The sequence below is a fragment of the Prevotella heparinolytica genome (assembly GCF_004342845.1).
Lineage (GTDB): Bacteria > Bacteroidota > Bacteroidia > Bacteroidales > Bacteroidaceae > Bacteroides > Bacteroides heparinolyticus.
Window position 1 is genome coordinate 148,778 of the sequence record NZ_SLXB01000001.1, and the last position, 24,122, is coordinate 172,899.

Annotated in this window: 13 protein-coding genes; 8 read left to right on the forward strand and 5 right to left on the reverse strand. The window is 53.2% G+C overall.

Going from position 1 to position 24,122, the window contains the following annotated elements:
* Positions 1-63: 63 nt before the first annotated feature.
* Complete coding sequence (locus tag EV202_RS00585) at positions 64-1,623, reverse strand: sulfatase family protein (protein WP_131924593.1); 1,560 nt, start codon at positions 1,621-1,623, stop codon at positions 64-66.
* A 693-nt stretch (positions 1,624-2,316) separates the two neighbouring features.
* Positions 2,317-6,306 (reverse strand): hybrid sensor histidine kinase/response regulator transcription factor, encoded by a 3,990-nt coding sequence (locus EV202_RS00590; RefSeq protein ID WP_207903425.1) that lies wholly within the window; start codon positions 6,304-6,306, stop codon positions 2,317-2,319.
* 232 nt (positions 6,307-6,538) lie between these two features.
* Between EV202_RS00590 and EV202_RS00595 the strand changes: the two genes are divergently transcribed.
* Entirely contained in the window at positions 6,539-7,621 is a 1,083-nt protein-coding gene (locus EV202_RS00595; RefSeq protein WP_131924597.1) for a phosphotransferase enzyme family protein, read from the forward strand.
* 75 nt (positions 7,622-7,696) lie between these two features.
* A complete protein-coding gene (locus EV202_RS00600; RefSeq protein ID WP_131924599.1) occupies positions 7,697-8,347 on the forward strand; it encodes a carbohydrate-binding family 9-like protein in 651 nt (216 codons plus the stop codon).
* Between the two features lie 4 nt (positions 8,348-8,351).
* Here EV202_RS00600 and EV202_RS00605 read toward each other — a convergent pair whose 3' ends face one another.
* Positions 8,352-9,074, reverse strand: coding sequence for a LexA family transcriptional regulator (locus tag EV202_RS00605; protein WP_106069657.1), 723 nt, complete (start codon positions 9,072-9,074; stop codon positions 8,352-8,354).
* Positions 9,075-9,286: 212 nt separating this feature from the next.
* On the reverse strand, positions 9,287-10,420 hold the full coding sequence (gene mnmA, locus EV202_RS00610; RefSeq protein WP_131924601.1) for a tRNA 2-thiouridine(34) synthase MnmA: 1,134 nt from the start codon (positions 10,418-10,420) through the stop codon (positions 9,287-9,289).
* A 195-nt stretch (positions 10,421-10,615) separates the two neighbouring features.
* On the opposite strand from mnmA, the gene EV202_RS00615 reads away from it, so the two are divergent.
* The 6 genes from EV202_RS00615 to EV202_RS00640 all read left to right on the forward strand — a co-directional run bounded on the left by EV202_RS00615 (position 10,616) and on the right by EV202_RS00640 (position 22,125).
* The gene (locus tag EV202_RS00615) at positions 10,616-11,191 is read left to right on the forward strand and encodes an RNA polymerase sigma-70 factor (protein WP_131924603.1); all 576 of its coding nucleotides are present in this window, start codon (positions 10,616-10,618) and stop codon (positions 11,189-11,191) included.
* A 444-nt stretch (positions 11,192-11,635) separates the two neighbouring features.
* A complete protein-coding gene (locus EV202_RS00620) occupies positions 11,636-12,610 on the forward strand; it encodes a FecR family protein (protein WP_131924610.1) in 975 nt (324 codons plus the stop codon).
* Positions 12,611-12,787: 177 nt separating this feature from the next.
* On the forward strand, positions 12,788-16,240 hold the full coding sequence (locus EV202_RS00625) for a TonB-dependent receptor (RefSeq protein WP_131924612.1): 3,453 nt from the start codon (positions 12,788-12,790) through the stop codon (positions 16,238-16,240).
* Positions 16,241-16,267: 27 nt separating this feature from the next.
* Positions 16,268-18,157, forward strand: a complete 1,890-nt coding sequence (locus EV202_RS00630; protein WP_131924614.1) for a RagB/SusD family nutrient uptake outer membrane protein — start codon at positions 16,268-16,270, stop codon at positions 18,155-18,157.
* Positions 18,158-18,178: 21 nt separating this feature from the next.
* Complete coding sequence (locus tag EV202_RS00635; RefSeq protein ID WP_131924616.1) at positions 18,179-19,096, forward strand: DUF4959 domain-containing protein; 918 nt, start codon at positions 18,179-18,181, stop codon at positions 19,094-19,096.
* A gap of 269 nt (positions 19,097-19,365) precedes the next feature.
* Complete coding sequence (locus tag EV202_RS00640; RefSeq protein WP_131924618.1) at positions 19,366-22,125, forward strand: M60 family metallopeptidase; 2,760 nt, start codon at positions 19,366-19,368, stop codon at positions 22,123-22,125.
* Between the two features lie 8 nt (positions 22,126-22,133).
* Here EV202_RS00640 and EV202_RS00645 read toward each other — a convergent pair whose 3' ends face one another.
* Complete coding sequence (locus tag EV202_RS00645; protein ID WP_131924620.1) at positions 22,134-23,693, reverse strand: ATP-binding protein; 1,560 nt, start codon at positions 23,691-23,693, stop codon at positions 22,134-22,136.
* Positions 23,694-24,122: the final 429 nt, after the last annotated feature.

The following is a 24,122-nucleotide window of genomic DNA, read 5'->3' on the forward strand; positions in this document are numbered from 1 at the left end:
GTTAGTCAATCGTTCGCAAATAGTACGAATTCGTACATAACGGGTGCGGCGTTCCGTGCTTCGTCATCTTCTTTCGGCTTGATTCTTTCCCTGTTTCACTTCCTCCAGCAGAGTGGAGAGGGTTTTCACCTTTTCGGGATGGGTTGCCGCGGCATTCTCTTTCTCCGACGGGTCGGCCGAAAGGCAGTACAGTTGGGGAGTGGGGGCGTTGCCCATCTCCATCCGCGTCCAGTATTCCAATGCAGGTTTGTCGCTGGGTTCTATGTACTTCCAGTCTCCCTGAACGATGGAGAGGGTGCTGTTCAGGTTTTGCTGCACGATGTAGGGACATCCGGCAGTGTCCGTACCCAGAAAAGTGCCCAGCCGGTCGCGGCTGTCGGGGGCGATGCCCGGAGGCAACGGATGGTTCAGCAGGGCGGCGAACGAGGCATACACGTCTATCATCGAGAAGAGTGCCTGTTGTTTTCCCGGCTTGATGCCGCAGGGCCAGCGCACGATGAAGGGGATGCGTGTGCCGGCGTCGAAAGCGCTGTACTTTCCGCCACGGTAGTGCTTCATCGGGGTGTGCCCATTCAGCAGTTCGAGGGCTTGGTCCTGATAGCCGTCGTCAATCACGGGTCCGTTGTCGCTGCAAAGCACAAAGATGGTGTTGTCGGCAATGTTCAGGCTGTCCAGCGTGCGCATGATTTCTCCCACCGTCCAGTCCAGTTGCAGGATGACGTCTCCGCGAGGACCCAGGCCGCTCTTCCCTGCAAAACGGGGGTGAGGCACGCGGGGCACGTGCACGTCCTGCGTGCCCATATAGAGGAAGAAAGGCTCGTTCTTGTGGGTGCTGATGAAGTCTTTGGCTTTGGCGGTAATCACATCGGCAATGTCTTCGTCCGTCCAGAGGGCTGATTCTCCGCCTGCCATCCAGCCGATGCGCGGGATGCCGTTGATGATGGTATTGTTGTGTCCTTGGCTGGGTTTCATCTTCACCAGTTCGGGGTTTTCCAGTCCGGTGGGGCGGTTGCCCACTTTATGCTCGTAGCTCACGGTGATGGGGTCGTCGGGGTCGAGGCCCACGACGCGTCCGTTCTCCACGAACACGCAGGGCACGCGGTCTACCGTGGCGGGGATGATGTATTCGTAATTGAAACCGATATCGTGCGTGTTCGGCTTGATGAGGCGGTTGAAGTCGGTTCCGCCCTTCGGCCCCAGCCCAAGGTGCCACTTGCCCACGGCGGCTGTGGCATAGCCTTCTTCCTTGAAGAGGTCGGCCATGGTGACGCAGGCGGTGTCGATGATGAGTTCCGAATTACCCGGAGCAATGCCGGTGTTCTGCTGCCGCCACGGATACATGCCCGTCAGCAGTCCGAAGCGCGAGGGCGTGCTGGTGGAGGAAGTGGCGTATGCGTTGGTGAACTGCATGCCTTGTCCGGCCAGACGGTCGATGTTGGGCGTGCTGACTTTGGTAGCGCCATAGCAGCTCAGGTCGCCGATGCCGAGGTCATCGGCAATCAGGTAGACCACGTTCGGCTTTTGCCGGGAGTGGTCGGTGGCTTCGCCTTTCGGGCGGCTTCCGCATCCCGTTGCCAAGACGGCACCGGGTATTAAAGACCATAAGGGGGAGAATTGCTTCATAGTTCTTTGTGTTAAGATTCTGATTCGGCAGGCAAAGGTAAGGGATTTGTGGATTCCGGACGTACAAGGAAGTACGGGGAAGAGGTAAAAACGTACAAAAAGCGGATGTACTTTCTTTTGTCTTGATACAAAAGAAAAAATCAAGGCTGCACCTCCGGGGCCACTCCGAAAACCTTTTACACTAAAGGACAGAAAACTCGCTTCGCTCAAACAGGTCTGCCCTTTTTAACGCGTAAAAGGCTTCCTCCGCTTAACGTCCCTGCGATGAGGCCGAAAACATGCGGCGTGATGGTTTTGTTCTATTCTTCCTTATAAATAATGTTAGTGAGAAAAAGGTATAAACGCCCTCACCGCGCAACCTAGGGCATAGTCGCAGGCGCGTAAAGCGGAGGCGCTGTCAGGCGCAGGTAAGGGGCGATTGTTTGAGCGAAGCGAGTTATAACCCCGTCTGCGAATGGCAGTGTCGGAGTAGCGCCGGAGGCTTAGCCCGGGCCTTTTCTTTTTGGTATCTTTTTCTTTTGGGCAAGCAAAAGAAAAAGTACATACTCCCCTTTGTTACAAAGGCCTGTGTCTGTCCCGACAAAGTCTTGTGTCTGACGCGACAGAGTCCTGTGTTTGACATGACAAAGTCTTACCTCTGACACGTCAGACGCAAGGCTCTGTAATTTTACTCAAAAAACAGAAGAAATTACTTCACTCTCCTTTGCGGTATGCCAACGGACTCACCTGATACACCTCCTTGAAACATTTCGAGAAGTAGCGCGGAGAGCTGAACCCTATCTTATCCGAAATCTCGGTGACGTTCAGCTCCGGGTTGTTGCGGAGCATCAGTGCGCCCTTCTTCAGGCGGATGGTGAGGATGAAGTCGTTCGGCGTCTGGCCGGTGATGGCTTTCAGCTTGGTGAAGAGGTTGGTGCGCGCCATCATCATTTCGCGGGCAAAGACATTGACGTTGAAGCCCGTGTCGTCCAGATGCTGCTCGATGATGGCGGTGGCACGGTCCAGAATCTCCTTGTCGATGGGGTTGGTGGCCAGCATCCGGGCTGTGGCTTGCGGTTGCTTGCTGAACTTCTCTTGCAGGAGGATGCGCGAGTTCACAAGGTTGTTGCAGCGCGAAATCAGCAGGCCGGTGTTGAAAGGCTTGGTGATGTAGTCGTCCGCACCGATGCGCAACCCTTCGATGTTCTGCTCTACGGCAGCGCGGGCCGTGAGCAGCACCACGGGGATGTGGCAGGTGTTGAAGTCGCTCTTTATCCGTTTGCACAGTTCCGTGCCCGACATGCGGGGCATCACCACGTCGCTCACCACAATGTGGGGCATACGGCTTTGCACCTGCTCCAGCCCCTCTTCGCCGTCGGCAGCCGTCAGCACTTCGTAAAAAGGCTTGAAGAGGGCTGCCAGCATCCGGCGGATGGAGTCGTTGTCCTCCACTATCAGTATCGTGGCGTCGGGCAGACGCTTGTTGGGGGCGTTCTCCTCCAATTCGGCTTTCAGCAGGGCGTCGTTCTCCGCCACGGGCGCTTCTATCTGTTGCACGTTGTCGGGGTTCCTGCTGATTTGCTCCTCGTCGAACTGCGCGTTGCCCCGTTGCAGGCTCACTATGAAGCTGGCTCCCTTGCCCGGTTCGCTTTCCACGCGGATGGTTCCGTGATGCAGCTCCACGATGCCCTTGGTCAGTGCCAACCCTATGCCCGTGCCTGTTTTGTCGGCATCGGTGCTGTCCGTGGGGTCTATCTGGTAGAAGCGGTCGAAGATTTTGTCGACCTCGCCGGCTTCGATGCCGCTTCCGGTGTCCGTCACACGGATAATGGCGCGATTCTCCTCGCTCTTGATACTAAGGGTGATGCTGCCTTCGGCCTTGGTGTGTTTGATGGCGTTGGACAGCAGGTTGTTTATCACCTTCTGCATCTGCTTCTGGTCGTACCACACCTCCAGCTCGTCCGTCTCTTTCTCAAACCGGAAGTCTATCTGCTTGGCCGAGGCGTATTCGAGGAAGAGGAGGTAGTTCTCGTAAAGGAAGTCCACGATGTTGTGCGGGCTGACCTTTATCTTCATGTGCCCCTGCTCCTGCTTGCGGAAGTCCAGCAGTTCGGTGATAAGCTCGCGCAGTTGTATGCTGTTTTTGTAGATGCTTAATACCTTATTATATATGCCGGGCGTGAAGTTCTGCAGTTGCATCAGTGCCTCCACCTGCGCCACGATGAGCGTCAGCGGGGTGCGGAACTCGTGCGATATGTTGGTGAAGAAGCGCAGTTTCGACTGGTTCAGCGCCTCCACATCACGTATGTGTTTCTGCTCGTACTTCAGTGATTCGCGCAGCTTGATTCTCGTCTTGTACGTGCGCACCAGATACCAGAGCAGGCCTCCCGTCACCAGCAGGTAGAGTAGGTAGGCAAGAGGTGTCTTGTAGTAGGGAGGCAGCACGCGGATGGTCAGGCCCACTTGCGGGCAGAGGCTTTCGTCCTTTCCGTTGGGCTTGATAAGCAGTGTGTAGGTTCCGGCATTCAGGTTGGTGTAGGTGATGTTGTGAAGGCCGCGCGTGCTGTTCCAGTCGTCGGAGAATCCCTCTAATTTGTAGATGATGTCGTCCTTGTTGGCCGCCACGTAGTTGGAGGTGGCAAATTCGATGCTGAACATCGATTGGTCGGCGTTCAGTGTAATCTCCCGTGTGAAGCGGAGGGCTTTCTGCAAGATGCCTGTTTCGTCTCCCACCTCTATCTCCGTACCGTTCACGATGAGGCGCGAGAGGATGATGTTGTAGGGTTTCGGCGTGAAGTTCAGCTCCATTTCGTGGAAGGAAATCATGCCCTGCGTTCCTCCGAGGAATATCTCGCCGTCGCGGGTCACACAGAGGGCGTTTTCGTTGACGGCCGTCAGTGGGAAACCGTTCTCGGCACTGTAATTCCTGAACCGTTTGCTTCTCTGGTCGAAGATGGAAAAGCCCTCGTTGGTGATGAGCAGCAGTTGCTCGCTTACGGGAGACTCGCGCACCTCGTATATGCAGTCGCTGGAAAGCCCGTTCTTTGCCCGGTCGAAGTTCTCGAAGTTGCCGGTCGAGGGGCTGAACAAGTCCAGTCCGCTGCCCGATGTGGCGAACCACAGATGTCCTTTGCCGTCCTGCATGATGTTGTTCACGTTGTTGTTGCTGAGGCTGTGCGGAGTGGCGGGGTCGTGACGGTAGTTCGTCAGTTGTCCGTTGTCGAAGCGGTAGCTGAACACACCCTCGCCGGTGGCCGCAATCCAAAGCGTTCCTTTCTTGTCGAAAGTGATGTCGGCCACCATCTTGATTCTATTCCCCTCCTTGCTGTCGGTGAAGAGTTGCCGGCACTTCCCGTCGGCGGGGTTGAAGAGGCAGATGCCGTTTTGGGTAGCCACAATCAGCGAGTCCCGGTAGGGAGCGATGTCGCGTATGATGTCGGAGGGCAACGTCTCCGGATTGCCGGGTTTGGCCCGGTAGTGGGTGAAACGTCCCGAACGGATGTCCAGTCTGTTTAGTCCGCCCAGATGCGTCCCTATCCAGATAATCTCCTTGGAAGGGTCGTAATAGAGCGCCTTGACGTTGTTTTGCGAAATGCTGTTGGGTCCGTTTCCGGGGCGAAACCATTTGAATTCGTGCGTACGTCGGTTGTAGTGGTTCAGTCCGCCCCCTTCGGTGCCTATCCAGAGGTCACCGTGCTTATCTTCCACCATGCGTCCCACCACGGGATAGCTCAGTCCTTTCTTCTCTGTGGGCGAGTAGGTGTAACGGGTGTATATCTCGTATTCCGGATTGAAGTAGTTGACGCCTCCGAAGTAAGTGCCCAGCCACAGTGTGCCCTGATTGTCTTTCACGATGCACCAGATGGAGGAGTGCGTCAGCCCGTCGTTACGGACGTCGTCGGCGGTGTGGTTCTGAAACAGTCCCGTGCTCCTGTCGTATCGGTTCAGCCCGTTGAAAGTTCCTATCCAGATGTTGCCCAGATTGTCTTCGCAACATGCCCTGACGAAGTTGGACGAGAGGCTGTGCGGATTCTTGTCATCGTAAGTAAAGGTCTCGATTGTTCCGTCGGTTTTCACATGGTGCAGTCCCTCTTCCCAGCTTCCTATCCACAACTCGTTCCGGCTGTCGCAGTAGATACTGGTGATGTTTCCTTCCGGTATGGGGTGGGTAAGTTCCTTGTCGGCCAGTCTCAGGCGGTACACACCTCTGTCGGTAGTTCCCATCCACAGGTAGTCCTTGTCCAGATGCATGCAGAAGATTTCGAGGTTGTTGCCCGCCAGTTGATAGTACAGATCGAAATTCCCGGTCTGCTCGTTGTAGCGGTATATTTCGTTCTTTTTACCGATGAAAAGGGCATTTTTGTAGTAGATACTGTTGATGTTTCCTTGTAGCAGAGTGGTGAATCGCCGGGTGGCGAGGTTGAACTCGGCGACGCCTTCGGTGCAGAGCAGGTAGATTTTCCCGTTGCGGTTTCCGGCCAGACGCAGCACGGTGTTGCAGAAGAGGCTGTGCGGGTCGTTCTTCCGCAGTTTGTAGGTCTGTATCTCCCTGCCGTCGTAGCGGTTCAGTCCTTCGCGGGTTCCTATCCACAGCACACCGTTCTCGTCGATGTAAAGGCTGTTTACGGAGAATTGAGACAGTCCGTCGTCGGTAGTCAGATGGTTGAAGGTGATGTTCTGCCCTTGCAGGGTTATGGCAACCATGCTCAATAGGACAATCAGCAGCCGGGTAGTAAACTTTCGCACTTTTCGGATGTTTTTTAAGGTTTCTGTCACAAATATAGTTATATTTTGTGCATAAAGGCTTATTTGTCGTCCGGTTTTAGCGTCTATGTCTGCTTAAATATATAATTTTGTATGCTTGCCGTACTTTTTTGCCTCTGATATGAATCGGAAAGCACATTTTAGTAAACAGTTTATTAATAAATAAATCATTATGAAACACCTTTTATCTATTGTATCTCATTTTCAATTGAAGGGAACGACCGGAACTGTCAACCCTTTGGGTTCGGGATTGATTAACGACACGTATAAAGTGACTACCGTCGAGGCGGATGCCCCGGACTATGTGCTGCAACGTGTCAATCATGCCATCTTCCGCGATGTGGATATGTTGCAGGGCAACATCGAGGCTGTCACCCGTCACATCCGCAAGAAGCTGGGGCAGCAAGGCGAAGCCGACATCGAGCGCAAAGTGCTGCATTTTCTCCCCACTGATACGGGCAAGACCTATTGGCACGACGGCGAGAACTACTGGCGCATGATGGTGTTCATTCCCCGTGCCAAAACCTACGAGACCGTCAATCCTGAGTATTCCTATTATGCAGGTAGTGCCTTTGGCCACTTTCAGGCGATGCTGGCCGATATCCCCGACACGTTGGGCGAAACCATCCCCGACTTCCACAACATGGAATTCCGCCTGAAGCAGCTTCGAGAGGCCGTGGCTGTCGATGCCGCCGGACGGGTGAAGGAGGTACGTCCGTTGCTTGACGAACTGGAGAAGCGTGCCGACGAGATGTGCAAGGCCGAGCGTCTGCACCGTGAGGGACGTCTGCCCAAGCGCGTGTGCCACTGCGACACGAAGGTGAACAACATGATGTTCGATGAGGACGGCACGGTGCTTTGCGTCATCGACCTCGACACCGTGATGCCCAGCTTCATTTTCTCCGACTACGGCGACTTTCTCCGTTCGGCCGCCAATACCGGTCTGGAAGACGACCCAAACCTCACGAATGTGAATTTCAACATGGATATCTTCCGTGCTTTCACCAAGGGTTATCTGGAGTCTGCCCGCAGCTTCTTGCTACCTATTGAGATAGAGAACCTGCCATATGCTGCCGCCCTGTTCCCCTACATGCAGTGCGTGCGCTTTTTGGCCGACTACATCAACGGCGACACCTATTATAAAATCCGCTATCCGGAGCACAACCTCGTGCGTGCCAAGGCGCAGTTCAAACTGCTGCAAAGTGCGGAAGAACATACGCCGGAAATGAAAAGCTTCATTGCCTCATGTATCTGAAAAAAGTATCTTACCTTGACGGCGGCGGCGCTTTGCGTGCTGTCGCTGTCTGCCATAACCCCCGAAAAGAATAGAATGAAAGAATTAAGCGTGAAGAAGGTGAGCGCGGCAAACATACCGGTGGAATCGGTGCCCGCCCTTCTGGATAAAGAAAAGGTGGCTTTTCAGCCTGTCAACACGGTGAATTGGTCCGCATTCCCTTACCGTCCCGATGTAGAATTCCGCATAGCCTATACGCAGGATGCAATCTTGCTCCACTTCAAGGTGAGAGAAGAGAGCGTGCGTGCGGTGGCAGGACACGACAACGGTCCCGTTTGGGAAGATGCTTGTGTGGAGTTCTTTTCCATACCTGCCGATGACGGGGTGTATTACAACGTAGAATGCAACTGCGTGGGTACGTTGCTTGTGGGTGCCGGTGTCGGTCGCGAGAATCGCCGCCATGCCCCGCAGGAGGTGATGGACAAGGTGCAACGTTGGTCGTCTCTGGGTTGCGAGGACTTTGAAGAGCGGGTAGGAGATTGCAGTTGGGAGGTGGCGCTGGTGATTCCCTACACCACTTTCTTCCTGCATCACATCACCTCGCTGGAGGGAAAGGCCATCCGTGCCAACTTCTATAAATGCGGCGATAAGCTCCGCACTCCGCACTTCCTTTCTTGGAGTCCCATCGGATTGGAGAAACCCAACTTCCACTGTCCGGAGTTCTTCGGAGTCCTGAAGATGGAGTGAGGCATCACATAATCATGTTCTTCCTTATGGAGAATTTCACGATGGCCATGGCGCTGATGGATGCCAGCGGCAAATCCATGGGGTCGTGGTGCGTGTTGTAGCTGACAAGGCGGATGCAGTCGGGCTGCTCTGAGTGGTTGACGTATTTCACGGCCAGGTATTCGTCTCCTCCAAGACTGAAGGAGACGAGATACATCTCTCCGTAAATGACGTCGGTGAAGCTCTGGATGGACTTGAAGCCTACGATATCGCCCGACTTCAGGATGGGATACATCGAGTCGCCTGAGATGTAGAGGGCACCGTCGCATACGGGCACATTGGGAATCACTATCTTGCCCAGCGCATACTGTGGGCGGTCGGCCAGCATGGTCTTGAGGTTGGCGGCGGCAGAGATGTCGTAGAGCGTTACGCTGCGGTCGTCCATGGCTTCGGTTGTTTTCGGATTGTGAAGGATTTCCAGTTCGCCCTGCACCAGTTCGCTCTCTATGCGCTTTGTACGATTGGAAGGTTTTCCCTTACCGGTCAGCAGCCAGTTGTAATCCACATGCTTCAGCTTGCCCAGCACCAGCGGGAAGTCGATACTGTTTCGTGCCACCCAGTTGCTCAGGGTGGAGCGCGAAATGCCCAGCCAGGCGGCCAGTTGCGCGTCGGTGCGGAAGTCCATCACCATCTTGGCGCGCTTCACGATGTCTGCGGCGCAGAACATCAGGTCTTTGTCTTTGCTCATCTTTTTTGTCCTTTATTTATGCTTTCTATGCGTAAGATTCGATCCTTTGCTTGCTCTGAGTCTTTTCGTTGGACTGGTGCGTAGGGTTTCAAAAGATATATTCCGACGACAAATATAGGAGATGTGTTTTATAAACGCAAATAAAAGGCGATCTATGTGCTTGGTCGGGATGCTGTCAAGCGTTTTGCACTGTCGGCTTGTTTCGTTACTCCTCAAACAATGATTCCTCCGCCCAGCAGCAAGCCGTTCTCATCGTAAAAAGCGGCCGCTTGTCCCGGAGCAATGGCTTCCAGAGGCTCGGTGAGGCCGACGTGCAGCAGTCCCTCCGGCGTGAGGCTCACCTTGCAGCGGTTGGCTTGTTTGCGGTAGCGTATCTTTACAATCACCTCGGCGGCATCCAGCACGCGGCTGTTCTCCGTCAGGTTCCACTCTTTCAGCAGCATCTCTTGCTTATAGAGGGAGGAGAGCGGGGCAAGCACCACTTCGTTGGTCGCCGGCCTTGTTTCTTTGACGTAGACGGCACGGTTCAGGTGTATGCCCAATCCGCGCCGTTGGCCTACGGTATAGAAGGGGTAACCTGCGTGCCATCCCAAGAAATCGCCCTTCTCATCAATGAATTTCCCCTTTCCGGGCAGTTTTTGGGCACTGCTTAGGCAGTTTTTGGGCAGTTTTTGGGCACTATTTGGGCAGTGGACTGTTGTCGGTTGGGCAGTTTTTGGGCACTCTTCAACCTCACGGCGCAGGAAAGAACGGTAGTCGAGCGGGCAGAAGCATACGCCGATGCTGTCTTTCTTCGTTGCCACGTGCCGGAATCCCCGGTCGGCGGCGTATCTTCTCGCTTCGCTTTTGGTAATGTCGCCCATCGGCAGCAGCATGCGCCGCAGGATGTCCTGCTTCAAGCCCCAAAGGAAAAACGTTTGGTCTTTGTCGCGGTCGGCGGCAGGGGCTATGTACCACTTTCCGCCTTGCTGCACTTTGCGCACGTAGTGTCCGGTAGAAATCCAATAAATTCCCTTTTCATCGGCCGTTTTTGCCAGTAGCGCCCACTTCAGCTCGTTGTTGCATACGATGCAGGGAACGGGTGTGCGCCCCGACAGGTATTCGTCGATGAAGTAGCGGATGACGCGCGAACGGAACACCTCGCGTGCGTCGTAGGCTATGTGCTCTATTCCCAGCCTTGCCGCCAGTGCGCGTGCATCGTCCAGATACTCCGTGGCCCCGTTCTGCTCGTAGAAACGGAACGTCACGCCGGTGACTTCATACCCCGCCTCCTGCAATTTCATGGCTGCCACGGAGCTGTCTGTCCCGCCGCTCATGCCCAGCAATACACGTTTTTCTGCGTTCATGGGTGCAAAAGTAGTAAAAAGGCGAATTAAATCACTACATTTATCCCCTTAAAATAGCAAACCGTAAACAAAACCGGAAGGGCCGGCCGTTGTTCTCTTTTTGTTTTTTCAAACAGATTCGTGTGCAACAGAAGATTTTTTGCTAATTTTGCTATTTGTTACTTATCTTATTGAGTAAATCTTTTTAATTCTACAATGGATAGAGCATGTTTCGAACGTATATACGCCGATTACTATAAAGTACTGCGCCTCTTTGCCATGCGTATCGTCGGCGATATGTCGCATGCCGAAGATATTGTTCAAGAGGTTTTTACCCACTGCTGGGAGAATAGAAAACGGATAGACGTCTCTATCCCTATAAAATCTTATCTCTATACATTGACCTATCATCGTTGTCTCGACCTGCTGAAATCATCCCAATACGCCCGAAAAGAATTGTCTGACGACGTTTCTTATCTGGATAACCTGCTTTTCACTTCGTTCACCGTGGACGAGCAATTGAGTACGGATGAGATAAAAAAGGAAATAGCGCATTGTGTGTCCCTTCTGCCTGATAAGTGTAAAGAGGTTTTTATGATGAGCCGTTATCATGATCTTAAGAACCGAGAAATAGCCGAGAAACTCAACATCACGGTAAAGGCGGTGGAAAAGCACATTTCGAAAGCGCTCAAAGATATTCGTACCCATCTGTTGCAGAACGGATATATGCCTGTTGTGGCTTTGATACTCTCACTCTCTTTTACCCCCCCCCCCATTTTTAACTGTATTTAACACGCTTTGCGCAAGGAAGCGGCATGCCGCCATTTAGCTTTCCGGCGATGTTCCTTCCCGGCGGGCGAAGCATGCGTGCTTTCTGCTTCATCAGAACCTTTCTTTGTTAATAATTTATACTGTATGCCTTTTGAGGGCTTATCCCTTGCGAGAGATACTTGCAGGAGGGTTTTGGTGGAGATATATCTCCACCGTGCTGCATGTATATATGGAGCGTGCTGCATCTATATTTCCAGCCGGTGACATCTATATAGCAAGCCGGGGCGAGGAGGGAAATTCTCTGATAAGTAACGTTTTTTCTTTTCCTGAAAGCTCTCGCGAACGGGAGTGCGTGGTGCGTAACCGTTATGCGGATAGGTGTGTTAATAAAATAATTTGCAATCATGAGGTAGGGTATTTTCTTTGTGAGTCGTGATAGATAAAGTCAGTAAAAGAATAGGTATTATGAAACAGAATATGACAGATTATAATGTACTCATCGCCAATTATCTGGAAGGCCATATCACGCCGGAAGGGAAAGACGCGCTTATGCAATGGGTAAGGGCATCGAAAGAGAACGAAGACTACTTTGTGCAGATGGCGAAAGTGTGGGAAGAATCGACCATCGAACTTCAAGACAGAGAATCGGCCCGGAAAGCGGCGAATATGTTCTTTGCACGAATGCAGGCAAAGAAACGCCGCAAGCTGTATCGGTGGGTGGCAAGTTCGGCGGCGGCAGTGCTTCTTTTGCTGCTGGGATTGCAGATGTGGGACGCCGGACTCCCGTTCGGCGAGCGGATGCTGACCGTTGCCACTTGCGACAGCAAGAAAGAGGTCATCCTCCCGGACAGCTCCATCGTCTGGCTCAATGCCCGAAGCGAGCTGACGTATCCGAAGAAGTTCGGCCGCAAGCGCCGCAACGTGGCTTTGAAGGGCGAAGCTTTCTTCGACGTGAGGAAAGACAAGAAGAGACCCTTCTCGGTGAATACGCCGACGATGACCGTAAGAGTGTCCGGAACCACTTTCGTAGTCACCGACAGGAAAGAACTGCCGCATGCCGAGGCCGTATTGGAGACGGGCAAGATCGACGTGACGGTGAAAGAGACGGGCCGGAAACTGGAAATGCAGCCCGACCGCCAGCTTATCTACAATAAAAAAGAGAAATCCACGGAGATGAGAGTGGTGAACGCTTCGGACTACACCAACTGGCGAAAAGAATATCTCCTGTTCGAGAATACGCCGCTCAGAGACGTGTTTATCCAGTTGGGCAAGTGGTACAACATAAGCATCTCGTGCAAGACGTGCAGCCCGAAACTGCTGGACACACCGGTATCTTTCACGCTCGACAATGAAACCGTGGACGACATCCTGAGCATCTTGCAGAGCATCACGCCTCTGACATGGGAAAAAACCGGAACCAACGAAATAACAATCGAATAATAACCCCTTAAAACCTGAATGCCTATGAAAACATAAAAACGAAGCATACATAAAAAAATAAGGAGCGGATGCCTTCACCTATCCGCCCCTCGTTCTAACTATTTCTTCCACTCTTGCCCAAAACCGAGAGAGCGCAAGAGGAGGAAGCTAATTACTCAACAAAAATAAATAAATAGTATGAATTACATAGGAAAACAGAACGACTTTTCATTCTGTTGCAAAAAAATAACGTTTTGCACACAATTGTGCCTGCTTGTCATAGGCTTGCTTGCCTCCGCCTTCAGCATAGAGGCCGTGGCCCAAAACAAGCCGATAACCTTAAAGCTGGATAACGCAACGGTAGTAGAAGCCGTAAGAGCAGTCGAAAAACAATCCACCTACAAATTTGTGTACAACAATGCCGATGTAGACGTTTCGCGCAAAATCAGCGTAAACATAGAGAACGCAACCGTGGAAACGGCGGCCAAAACCATTTTTGCGGGCTACAACGTAACCATAAAAGGAAAAAACGTAATCATTACCTCTCCGAAGAAAGCCGGAACAAATGCCAAGCAACAATCTTCGCGCCGCAGCAAGGTGATAGGCGCAGTGGTAGATGCCGTGACGGGCGACCCGCTGACCGGTGCCTCCGTGCTCGTGAAGAACGCCACTCCCCCCTACGGCGTCACAGCCGATGTGGACGGAAAATTCGAACTTTCGGTGTCGCCCGACGATGTGCTGGTGGTCAGCTTCATCGGCTACCTGTCCCAAGAAGTAAAAATAGGCAACCGGAAGATACTCAGCATCTCCCTGTCGGAAGACGCGACCGCGCTGGGCGAAGTGGTGGTGACGGCCTTCAACATGGGTCAGAAAAAAGCCACCATGACGGGTTCGATACAGACACTGCGCCCCAGCGACTTGAAAGTGCCGGCAACGAACCTCTCCACCGCCTTTGCCGGACGCCTTTCGGGAGTCATCGCCTATCAGCGAAGCGGCGAACCGGGAAGCAACGGAGCCAATTTCTTTGTGCGCGGCGTCTCCACCATGAGCGGCGCCACCAATCCGCTCATCATCCTCGACGGCGTGGAAGTGAGTAAAGCAGACCTCGACGCATTGGACCCGGAAGTAATCGAAGGCTTTTCGGTGCTGAAAGATGCCACGGCCTCGGCCATGTATGGTACGCGCGGTGCCAACGGAGTGCTCATCATCAAGACCAAAAGCGGCGCCAACCTCGACAAACCGGTGATAAGCGTGCGTGTGGAAGGCTATGTGAACAAGCCCATCAACGTGCCGCAAGTGGTAAGCCCCGTCACGTTCATGCGCATGTTCAACGAAGCGGTCACCAACCAAGGAACCGACGCCCTGCTCTATTCCGAAGACAAAATCAACGGAACCCTGAAAGGGCTCGACCCCTATCTGTACCCGAACGTAAACTGGTATAACGAGCTGTTCAACAACTCTACGTTCAACCAGAAAGCCAACTTCAACGTTCGCGGCGGTACAAGCAAAATCACCTACTTCATGAATGTCAACACCGTGCACGAAACCGGTATGCTGAGAGGACGCAGCAAGGAGTTCTTCTCGTTCGACAACAACATCAACTACATGAAGTACGCCTTCCAGAACAACATCGACTTCAACCTCTCCAAGACCGCCAAGATAGGGCTTAACCTCAATGTGCAGCTCAACAGCCTGCACGGTCCCATTACGGCCAGCGACGGCGGCGGAGGAGTGGGCAACATCTTCAACGCCATCATGCAGAACAACGCCGTCGACTTCCCCGTCATGTATCCGCAAGGCGGCGACCCGTGGTATCATTGGGGAGGCACACGGATAGGCTCCACCCCCATAGAAAACCCCATGGTGGTGGCCACTGCGGGCTACAAGGACATGTTCGAGAGCACCGTTGTGTCCATCCTCAACTACGAACAGAAACTCGACTTCATCACCAAGGGACTGGGTTTCAAAGCGCTCTTCTCGTTCAAGAACTGGAGCCGGACTACGAATTTCCGCTATCAGGGTGGCAACAGATACATCCTTGAAAGAGTGGAAACCGACGCCGAAGGCAACACCGTATATGTACAGACTCCCGTAGACGGAAACCCCTCCAAACCGAACCTGAATGCCGGATCGGGCGTGGCCGGAGACCGCAACTACTATTTCCAGAGCTACTTCGACTACAATCGCTCGTTCGGCAATCACAACGTGTCGGCCATGCTGCTATACAACATGAGCGAGTACAACAATAACGTGATAGGCAACAATAATCTGATAGGCTCGCTTCCCAAACGCAAGCTCGGCTTTGCGGGACGTATCACTTACGATTATGCCAACAGATACTTGTTCGAAGTCAATGCCGGATACAACGGTTCGGAAAACTTCGCAAAGGGGCACCGCTTCGGATTCTTCCCTTCCGTGTCGGCAGGATGGAACGTCAGTGAAGAGAATTTCTGGACTCCGCTCAAGTCCATCGTGTCCAATTTCAAAATCCGCACTTCTTACGGATTGGTAGGAAACGACCAGATCGGTGGCGAACGCTTCATCTACATGGGCATCGTTTCATTGAACAATACGCCCGGATACATCACCGGCTACGACGACGCCCGGACGGGCGAACGCAAAGGCCCCACCTATTCGCGCCTGCAAAACGACAACATCACTTGGGAGATAGGACGGAAATACAACGTCGGGGTGGACTTGCAGTTCTTCAACTCGCTGAACCTCACCATCGACGCCTTCAAGGAAATACGCAGCGACATCTTCCAGCAAAAGCAATCCATCCCGAACTCGTTCGGAACGGCCGACACGAAAATCTTCGGAAACTACGCCAAAGTGAAGAACTGGGGTATCGACGCCTCCATGGATTACGGGAAACAAATCACCAAGGACTTTTCCTTGCAGTTCAGAGGCACGTTTACCTTTGCCCGCAACCGGGTGCTCGAATACGACGAAGCTCCCGGCCTGCGTCCCGCCCTGCGCCAAGTGGGTCGACGGCTGAACACCTACATGGGATACGTGGCCGACGGCCTTTACATCGACGAAGCGGATATAGCCAACAACCCCACTTCCACGCTGGGCAACATCACCATTGCTCCGGGCGATATAAAGTATGTGGACCAGCCCGATGCCGACGGCAAGTATGACGGAAAGATAACGTCCGATGACCGGATTGAAATAGGACATCCCCATGTTCCGGAAATCGTATATGGTTTCGGCCCCTCCATGAAGTATAAAAACGTAGACCTGTCGCTCTTCTTCCAAGGCCAGGCCAACGTGTCGCTCATGATGAGCGGTTTTCACCCCTTCGGCACACAAGAGAGGCGCAACGTGCTGCAATGGATAGCCGATGACTACTGGAGCAAAGACAACCAGAACAACCGTGCCCGCTATCCGCGTCTGACGCACTATTACAACAATAACAACCAGCAAACCTCCACGCATTGGCTGCGCAATGCCGCATTCCTGAAGCTGAAAAACCTCGAAGTGGGTTATACTTATAAGGGCATGCGCGTTTACGCAAGCGTAACCAATCTGTTCACGCTCTCCGGCTTCAAGCTCTGGGATCCTGAACTGGGAGGAGGAAGCGGAATGAAGTATCCGTTGCAACGCACGTTCAACGTAGGTGTGCAAGTCCGCTTCAATGATAAATAAGTTTTGCATCCTTAAATATAGACATATATGAAATTATTATCCAAAATATTTGCCCTGACACTGGCCATGATATGCAGTGTATCTTGCGATTTTCTGGACGTAGTGCCCGACGAGCGGACTACGGACACCGACACGTATGCGGGGCGCAACAACGGTATCGACTATCTGTATTCCTGCTATGCCTATCTGCCCAACCCGTCCAACACGCCCGGAGGTCTCGATCTGCTCACGGGCGATGAGGTGATAACCGCTTTCGAGCACGAAACGTTCGCCGCCTTCCCCAAAGGGAATTATTCGGCCTCCTCACCGGTCATCTCATACTGGAATACTTTCTTCCAGGGAATACGCCAGTGCTACATGTTCATGGAAAGAATAGACAGGTTTCCCGACACCACGGATGCCGAGAAGAATGATTATCGGGCACAGGCCAAGTTCCTCATCGCCTACTATCACTTCCTGCTTTCGCGTGCCTACGGCCCCATCCTGCTGATTAAGGAAACGCCGTCGACAGACATTCTTGCCTCCGAATATCCCACCCGTGTGCCTTACGACGAGTGTGTGGCTTGGATTTGCGACCTGCTTGACGAAGCCGCCAAAGACCTGCCTGCCAAGCGGGACATAAAGAACCAATACGGATTGGCCACCAGCATCATGGCCAAATCGGTAAAGGCCAAAATGCTGCTCTACGCCGCTTCGCCCCTGTTCAACGGAAACAGTGCGTATGCCGGTTTCAAAGATAAAGAAGGCGTAGCGTTGATGCCCGCCTCATACGACGCGCAGAAGTGGATGAAAGCACGCGACGCACTGATGGAAGCCATCAAGCTGGCCGAGAGCAACGGTCACAGCCTCTACGTCAACGACGCCTACCGGGGCGAAGACGGCTCGGCAAACAAGTTCCCGGAGAAAGGCATCGTGCGACGTATGCGTACCCTGACCCTCGACTGGAAAGGCGCAGCCAACCCCGAAGTGTTGTTTGCCGACACGCGGGGAGAAGGCTACTACGACATACAACTGAAATGTATGCCGAAAACCTCCGTGGAGCAAGGTGCCAACGGTGTGTCGCTCACGTGGACCATGCTGAACCGTTTCTATACGAAGAACGGACTGCCGTGGGATGAAGACCCTGAATTCAAGTCGGACAACAAGCTGGCGGTTGTCAGCATAGACGCCGGCCATGCCGCCTATGGCAAGGAGGGAGAGAAGACCATCGCCTTCAACCTCAACCGCGAACCGCGCTTTTATGCCTGGGTGGGTTTTCATGGCGGATATTTCGAAGTGCTGAACGGAACCGACAACGCATACCCCATTCCCGGTTACATGAGCGAACGGGGACGTGTCCTCCTGAACTTCTTCAAGGATGGCAATCAGGGGCGCAAGAACCGCACCAACAACTATTCTCCCGGCGGATACCTCAATAAGAAAGGTACAGACCCCAACATGGTGATGGGAAAAAGCGGCCCCAACCGCACGGTATATCCATGGCCGGTCATCCGTTTGGCCGACCTTTATCTGGGTTACGCCGAAGCATGCGTGGAGACGGACGAACCGGATGCCGCAAAGACTTACCTGAACAAAGTGCGTACGCGTGCGGGCATTCCCACCGTAGAGAAATCATGGGAGGGCGTGGCCGAACTCAATAAGGACAAACTGCGCCAAATCGTACGCCGGGAACGCCAGATAGAACTTTATCTCGAAAATCAGAACTTCTGGGATATGCGCCGCTGGATGATTGCCCAAGAAACCTTCAGCAAGAAAGCTCAGGGACTTAATATCGAGGGGAACGACATCGACGAATTTGCACAACTCAGGGAAATCTCTTTCGAACGCAAATTCGAGGCGCCGAAAAACTATCTGTTGCCCATACCGAGCGATGACGTCAACAGAAATCCCAAACTTGTGAACAATCCCGGTTATTAACGCTTAAATCTATTTTACGATATGAAACCTTTATTTTTGTATGCCTTTGCAGGGACCATTGCGCTGCTTGCACTTTCGGGTTGCCAGAAAGAAGATATGGGTCCGCAGCCCGTGGCAATCGAAGCTTCTTCACTCACTGCCGAGCCGCAGGAAGGAGCCGTCAAAATAAGCTGGAAGATTCCGGAAGCGGCCAACTACGAATACATCCGGGTCACTTATACGCATCCCGGCACGGGCAAGGAGCACATCCGCCTGGCCAGCGTCTATGCCGACCACATCGTCATTGACGGTTTGCTCAAGCGCTACGGGGCCATCGAGTTCAAGCTGATGCCCGTAACCGCCAAAGGACGCGAAGGAGAAGTGCGTACCATAACTGCCGAGTCGCTCGCGTTGCCCAAGAAAATCAAAGTAATTTCCGACTCCAAGGAGCAAATGAAGATAGATGCAACCCAAATCTGGGCCAGCAATCCCGAGCCGCTCTATGGCGAAGGCGTAATTGCAAACTTGGTGGATAATAATTATAACACGTATTTTCACATGAGTTGGAGCAGCCCCAAGCCTTTCCCGCATTACATTGTGATGAAGGCCCCCGAGGCAATCGGCGCATTGAGCTTCTTCTTCAAAAACCGTACGCATGCCAACAACAACAATCGTCCGAAGAATATGAATCTTTGGGTGAGCGAAACCTTTGACGGAACCACTTTCAACCCGGCCGGGTTCTCGGCGCATAAGGTGGCCGAGTTCAGAGGCATGCCCGAAGGAAGCGGCAGCGAAGTGGAATCTCCGGGTTACGTTCTTCCGTCTCCGATGCAGTATGTATGGTTCGAAGTTCTCGAGCCTCACGGCAGCGGACTGTACTTCGCCCTGGCCGAAATCAAGCTTTACAAATACAAGCTGGAGATGTTCGACCCGGAGACCGGAGAAACAACCGTATTGTAGCAGCCGGTTAGAAGCAAGATATTGTTTTGATTTTCTTTTTGACAGACACATGTCCCTGTCGTGACAGATGCAAGTGTTCAGGCCGACAGGCAAAAGCCCCTGTCGTGACAGACACAAGCCTTTGTCACGATAGGGGCAAGTGTCTGAAACCATTGCGGATTCAACCGTAATAAGGGCACAAGATGCCGGCAGGATTTAGGACCTCTGTCCTGAACCGGCGTGGTAAATCCAAACAGACTTTTCTAAGAAAACCTATAAAAACACTTACCATGAGATTGCACTTGTTTTTTCTTTTAACCATATCCGTTTTCCTGACGCCTGCGTGCAGTGACAAACCTGAAGACGAAGCTTTGTCCCTCATCATCGGGCAGAAAACGGTGAACTTCGCCGAGACGGCTTCCTCATCCGACATTCAGATAAAGACGAACGACAGCCATTGGACGGCAACCGTGCAAGGCGATGCCGCAACATGGCTCAAGACGCAGGGCCGCGGCTCTATACTGCAAATCAGTGTGTCTGCCAACGAGGAGATGGAAAAACGCCGCGGAGAGATTAAGGTAACAGCCGGGAGACTGTCCGAAATCATCGTTGTGGAACAACTGGGCATGGCTCCGGCCCTGCTGCTTTCTTCCGAGATGTTCACCGTTGCCGCAAGCGGCGGAGAGATAAATCTGGAAGTTACGGCCAACGTAGAGTACGACATCAGCATTCCGGCAGATGCCGCTTGGATTAAGCCCATGGCCGATACGCGCGCCGTGGAGATGGTGAAGAAGGCGCATCGCTTCAGCGTGTCGTTCAACGCCGCAGATGCGGCGCGCACCACCGAGCTGGTTGTAAAGCAGAAAGGCGGAACACTTGAAAAGAAAGTTCCGGTGACGCAGAAAGCACAAACAGGCTATACGGGAGAAACTTCCGGCGACATCAAGGACGACGTAAAAGTGCCCGTAAGCCGTGCCGCGGCAAGCTCTTCACAGCAGGGCGGAGAAATAGAGAAATCGTTCGACGGCGATTACAAAAGCATTTACCACTCGTCGTGGAACAATAAGGGAGAGCATTATTTTCCCATCACACTGGAGTATTTCTTCGAGCATCAGGAAAGCATCGACTACCTGATTTACTATCCCCGCACCGAGGGCTACAACGGCCATTTCAAGGAAGTGGAGATTTGGGCGTCCACACAGGCCGCCCCCGATTATGCGAAAGTGACGGACTATGACTTCAAAGGCTCTCCGCTGGCGGCAAAAGTCATGCTGGACAAGCCTCTGATAAAACCGCTGTCCATCAAGTTCATCGTGAAGTCGGGTCACGGCGACGGGCAAGGGTTTGCCTCTTGTGCCGAAATGGAGTTCTATCGCCGCAACCCCGACAACTTCGACCCGCTTACGCTCTTTACCGACCTCACCTGCTCGGAACTGAAACCCGGCATCTCTCTCGAAGAGATTGAGAAAGTGCCGAACAGCCTCTACCGCAACATAGCCTACTATCTGCACAAAGGAAGTTATCCGCACGAGTTCCGCATCCAGAACTACCGTGCTTGGCCGCATCCCGACGACTGGGCACGTGTGAACAAGACCTCCACGTTGAGCCTGCTCGACAATCCCACGGGTATCAGTGTCGACGAAAGCGACGAGCTTATTGTCTTCGTAGGCCCCACCGGAGGATATAAACTCGGCTTGAAGGTACAGAACCTGAACAAACCCGGAGGCGACGGTTATGGGAACGCGTCGCACTATTCGCTTTCGGAGGGAGTGAACAAACTGAAGATGAGGAACAGAGGGTTGGTCTATGTATTCTATCATACCCCCGATTATCAGTCGGCGCCTCAGGTCAAGATTCACTTTGCCACCGGAAAGGTGAACGGATATTTCGACTCGCAGAAGCATCAGGCGTCCGATTGGCAGAAGTACCTCCATGCAGCCGTCGACGAGTATTTCGACGTGTTGGGCAAGCACGCTCACCTCACATTCTCCACCGCACACTTCAAGACCTATGCGGCCAACAACGGCAAGCAACTGATTGATGCTTACGATGAGCTGGTGCGTATGGAGAAAGAGTTCATGGGACTGATGAAGTACAATCGTCCCACCGTGAACCGCGCCTATTTCCATGCCATGTACCATGACTATTTCTACTCCACCTCCTATCGCACGGCCTATAATGTGACGGGCGAAAACGAACGCCGGACGCTGCTGGACGTGAACGAACTGAAGAAATCGCCGTGGGGTCCGGCACACGAGCAAGGGCACTCGTTTCAAACCCGTCCCGGATTTAAATGGCACGGCATGACCGAGGTGACGAACAACGTCCACTCTCTCTACGTGCAAACCGAATGGGGCAACGCCTCGCGCATCGAGACGGAAGCGTTGGAGCGTTTCAATAACCGCTACGAGAAGGCTTACTACAACTCGTTCGTGAAGCATGTGCCCCATCCCGGCGAGGAAGATGTCTTCTGCAAGCTGGTTTCGTTGTGGCAGTTGCAGCTCTACTTCTCCAATGCGCGCGGCAAGACGGACTTCTACAAGGATTTGTATGAAAAGATACGCATCTCGCCCGACCGGCCGGACCCCGGAGCCCAGCAACTGGAATTCGTGAAGATGGTGTGCGACATTGCGCAGGCCGACTTGACCGATTTCTTCCGGAAGTGGGGCTACCTGTCGCCCTTCGACGGCGAGATAGACGACTACGGGAAAAGACGCTTCCTGCTTGAGCAGAACCGGATAGACAAAGCCGTGGCCGAGATAAAAGCTAAAAACTATCCGTCGGCCGGCGAAAAGATAGAGTATATCTGCGATTCCAACTGGAAGGTATTCAAGGACCGTTTGCCCGTACGCCAAGGAACTGCCGTGAAGAGCGGTAAAACCATTACCATGACGGGCTGGCAAAACGTGGCGGCCTACGAAGTGTATGATGGCGATACGCCGGTATTCGTATCCAACAGGCCTTCTTTCAGTCTGGATACGGAGGCAGGCTCCGGCATCAAGGTGATGGCCGTGGCCTACGACGGAAGTAAGACGGAAGTGAAGTTCTGACCTACGCTCTATGATTCTATTTTCCACGCTCCTATGGTGCGGGTGGCGCTGTCGAAGTTCACTCCGACTTTGACTATCCGGCGTCCCTCCGCCCCATAGGGGATGGCATATTGCTTGCTCTCAATCTGTGCCAGCGCTTCTTCGGGCGTACCGTCGAACTTGAATTCGAAGACGTAGACGGCATCTTTCATCCTTACCACTACATCGGCACGGCCCACGGCGCTCTTCACCTCGGCATCCACGTACTGCCCCATGAGGCGGAACAGCAGGTAGAAGACCGTCTGATAGTGCTTCTCCGTCTTGTTCTCCAAATCGTGGGGAATGGAGGCGAAGAAAGAGCGTGTGCGTTCCAGACAGCTCTCGATGTCACCCTTGCGCAAATCGCGGATGAACGACACCACGTAGAAGGTGTTGTTCTCTCCCGGCAGGTGGACGTAGGCGGGCAACAGTGATTCGATGAAGCCCTTGCGCACCTCGCCGTTGGGATAGGCCAGCCGGTAAATGCGGAAGTCGGGGTCGTAGCCCTTGATGGTGAGGTAGCCGCTCTGGTAGAGCACGGGCACGGGACTGGTGATGCGCTCGGTGGGTGCATCGAACTGCTCGTCGGTGGCTTCTATGCCTTCGAGGCAGCGTATGTCGAAGTCCGCCTCCCGAAGCAGGTCTATCAGGAAGGTAGGCGTGCCGGTGGAGAACCAGAAGTTTTTGTATTCCTTGGCATCGAAAGCATTGAAAAGGCTGAAGGGGTTGTAGATGTCTTCGCACTGCTTGCTGAAGTGGTAGCCGTCGTACTGGTGTTTCAGGTGCGCACGGGCCTCTTCGTAGGTCTCGCCGTTGGCTTGGGCCATCCGTTCGATGTCCGGCTTCAATACGGTCAGCAGCTCGTTCTCGGTGATGCCGCACAGTGCACTGAAGTCATCGCGCATGCTGATGTTCTTCAGGTTGTTCAGCTCGCTGAAGATGCTCATCTGGCTGAACTTGCTGATGCCCGTGATGAAGAGGAAGCGGAGATATTGGCCCAACCCTTTCAGGGGGCTGAAGAACTTGCGCATCTCGGTGCGGAGTTGTTGCTGCAGGGCAACGTCCGAATTGCTGTCCAGCAGTGGGGCGTCGTACTCGTCAATCAGCACCACGACAGGCTTTCCCGTCTGTCTGTATGCACGCATCAGGATGCCTTGCAGACGCTCGGCGGCTGTTTTTTCGGCCTCATTCTTTCCATATTCTTCTTCCCATCGGGAGAGGAACAGGTTCAGTTGTCCCGTCAGTTCGGAAACTTCGGTGTACTTCGTCAGGCTGAAATCGATGTGCAGCACAGGGTAGGCGTCCCACTCCTGCTCCAGCCGCTCCATGGCCAGTCCCTCGAAAAGCTCCCTCTTCCCCCGGAAGTAGGCTTCGAGCGTGGACACAAGCAGGCTCTTGCCGAAGCGGCGCGGACGGCTGAGGAAATACACTTGGTCGGTATGCGTCAGTCGGTAGATAAGTTCCGTCTTGTCCACATACACGCAATTGTTGTTGCGCAACTGCTCAAAATTCTGTATCCCTATCGGGAATCTTCTGTAATCTTCCAGCATATCTGAACAATGTTTATCGGTGGTATCAAAAGACAAAGATAATCCATTCTTTGCATAAGCCGTTGCTTTTAAGCCTTTTTTTTAAAGTTCTTGCCGGACAGGGAATCGGGCGACGGACGGAAAAAGCCCTATGCCCTTTCCCGATCCGGGCTATATCGGCAGCATGTACCGGATGGAATCTTTGGCAACAGAGGTAATTCCGAGTCGATCGTTGGAATGTTTAAGAGGATTGTTGCACTTATAGAAAAAACATCTTGTGTTCATAGAATAAAATCGTTTGCGGTAAACAGTAAACTTGTTCACTGTTTGAATAAATCTCTGTTCGCACCGTGCGGATACAAAAACGCAACCTGCGGACAGATGTTCGCACTGTGCGGACAAATATCCGCGCAGTGCGAAAAAAGTCCGGAAATAAAAGTGAAGTGCCGC

What these genes read in the sequence shown, in the direction of transcription:
- EV202_RS00585 (WP_131924593.1), bottom strand. Translation starts at nt 1,623, where the DNA reads ATGAAGCAATTCTCCCCCTTATGGTCTTTAATACCCGGTGCCGTCTTG.
- EV202_RS00590 (WP_207903425.1), bottom strand. Translation starts at nt 6,306, where the DNA reads ATGGTTGCCATAACCCTGCAAGGGCAGAACATCACCTTCAACCATCTG.
- EV202_RS00595 (WP_131924597.1), top strand. Translation starts at nt 6,539, where the DNA reads ATGAAACACCTTTTATCTATTGTATCTCATTTTCAATTGAAGGGAACG.
- EV202_RS00600 (WP_131924599.1), top strand. Translation starts at nt 7,697, where the DNA reads ATGAAAGAATTAAGCGTGAAGAAGGTGAGCGCGGCAAACATACCGGTG.
- EV202_RS00605 (WP_106069657.1), bottom strand. Translation starts at nt 9,074, where the DNA reads ATGAGCAAAGACAAAGACCTGATGTTCTGCGCCGCAGACATCGTGAAG.
- mnmA (WP_131924601.1), bottom strand. Translation starts at nt 10,420, where the DNA reads ATGAACGCAGAAAAACGTGTATTGCTGGGCATGAGCGGCGGGACAGAC.
- EV202_RS00615 (WP_131924603.1), top strand. Translation starts at nt 10,616, where the DNA reads ATGGATAGAGCATGTTTCGAACGTATATACGCCGATTACTATAAAGTA.
- EV202_RS00620 (WP_131924610.1), top strand. Translation starts at nt 11,636, where the DNA reads ATGAAACAGAATATGACAGATTATAATGTACTCATCGCCAATTATCTG.
- EV202_RS00625 (WP_131924612.1), top strand. Translation starts at nt 12,788, where the DNA reads ATGAATTACATAGGAAAACAGAACGACTTTTCATTCTGTTGCAAAAAA.
- EV202_RS00630 (WP_131924614.1), top strand. Translation starts at nt 16,268, where the DNA reads ATGAAATTATTATCCAAAATATTTGCCCTGACACTGGCCATGATATGC.
- EV202_RS00635 (WP_131924616.1), top strand. Translation starts at nt 18,179, where the DNA reads ATGAAACCTTTATTTTTGTATGCCTTTGCAGGGACCATTGCGCTGCTT.
- EV202_RS00640 (WP_131924618.1), top strand. Translation starts at nt 19,366, where the DNA reads ATGAGATTGCACTTGTTTTTTCTTTTAACCATATCCGTTTTCCTGACG.
- EV202_RS00645 (WP_131924620.1), bottom strand. Translation starts at nt 23,693, where the DNA reads ATGCTGGAAGATTACAGAAGATTCCCGATAGGGATACAGAATTTTGAG.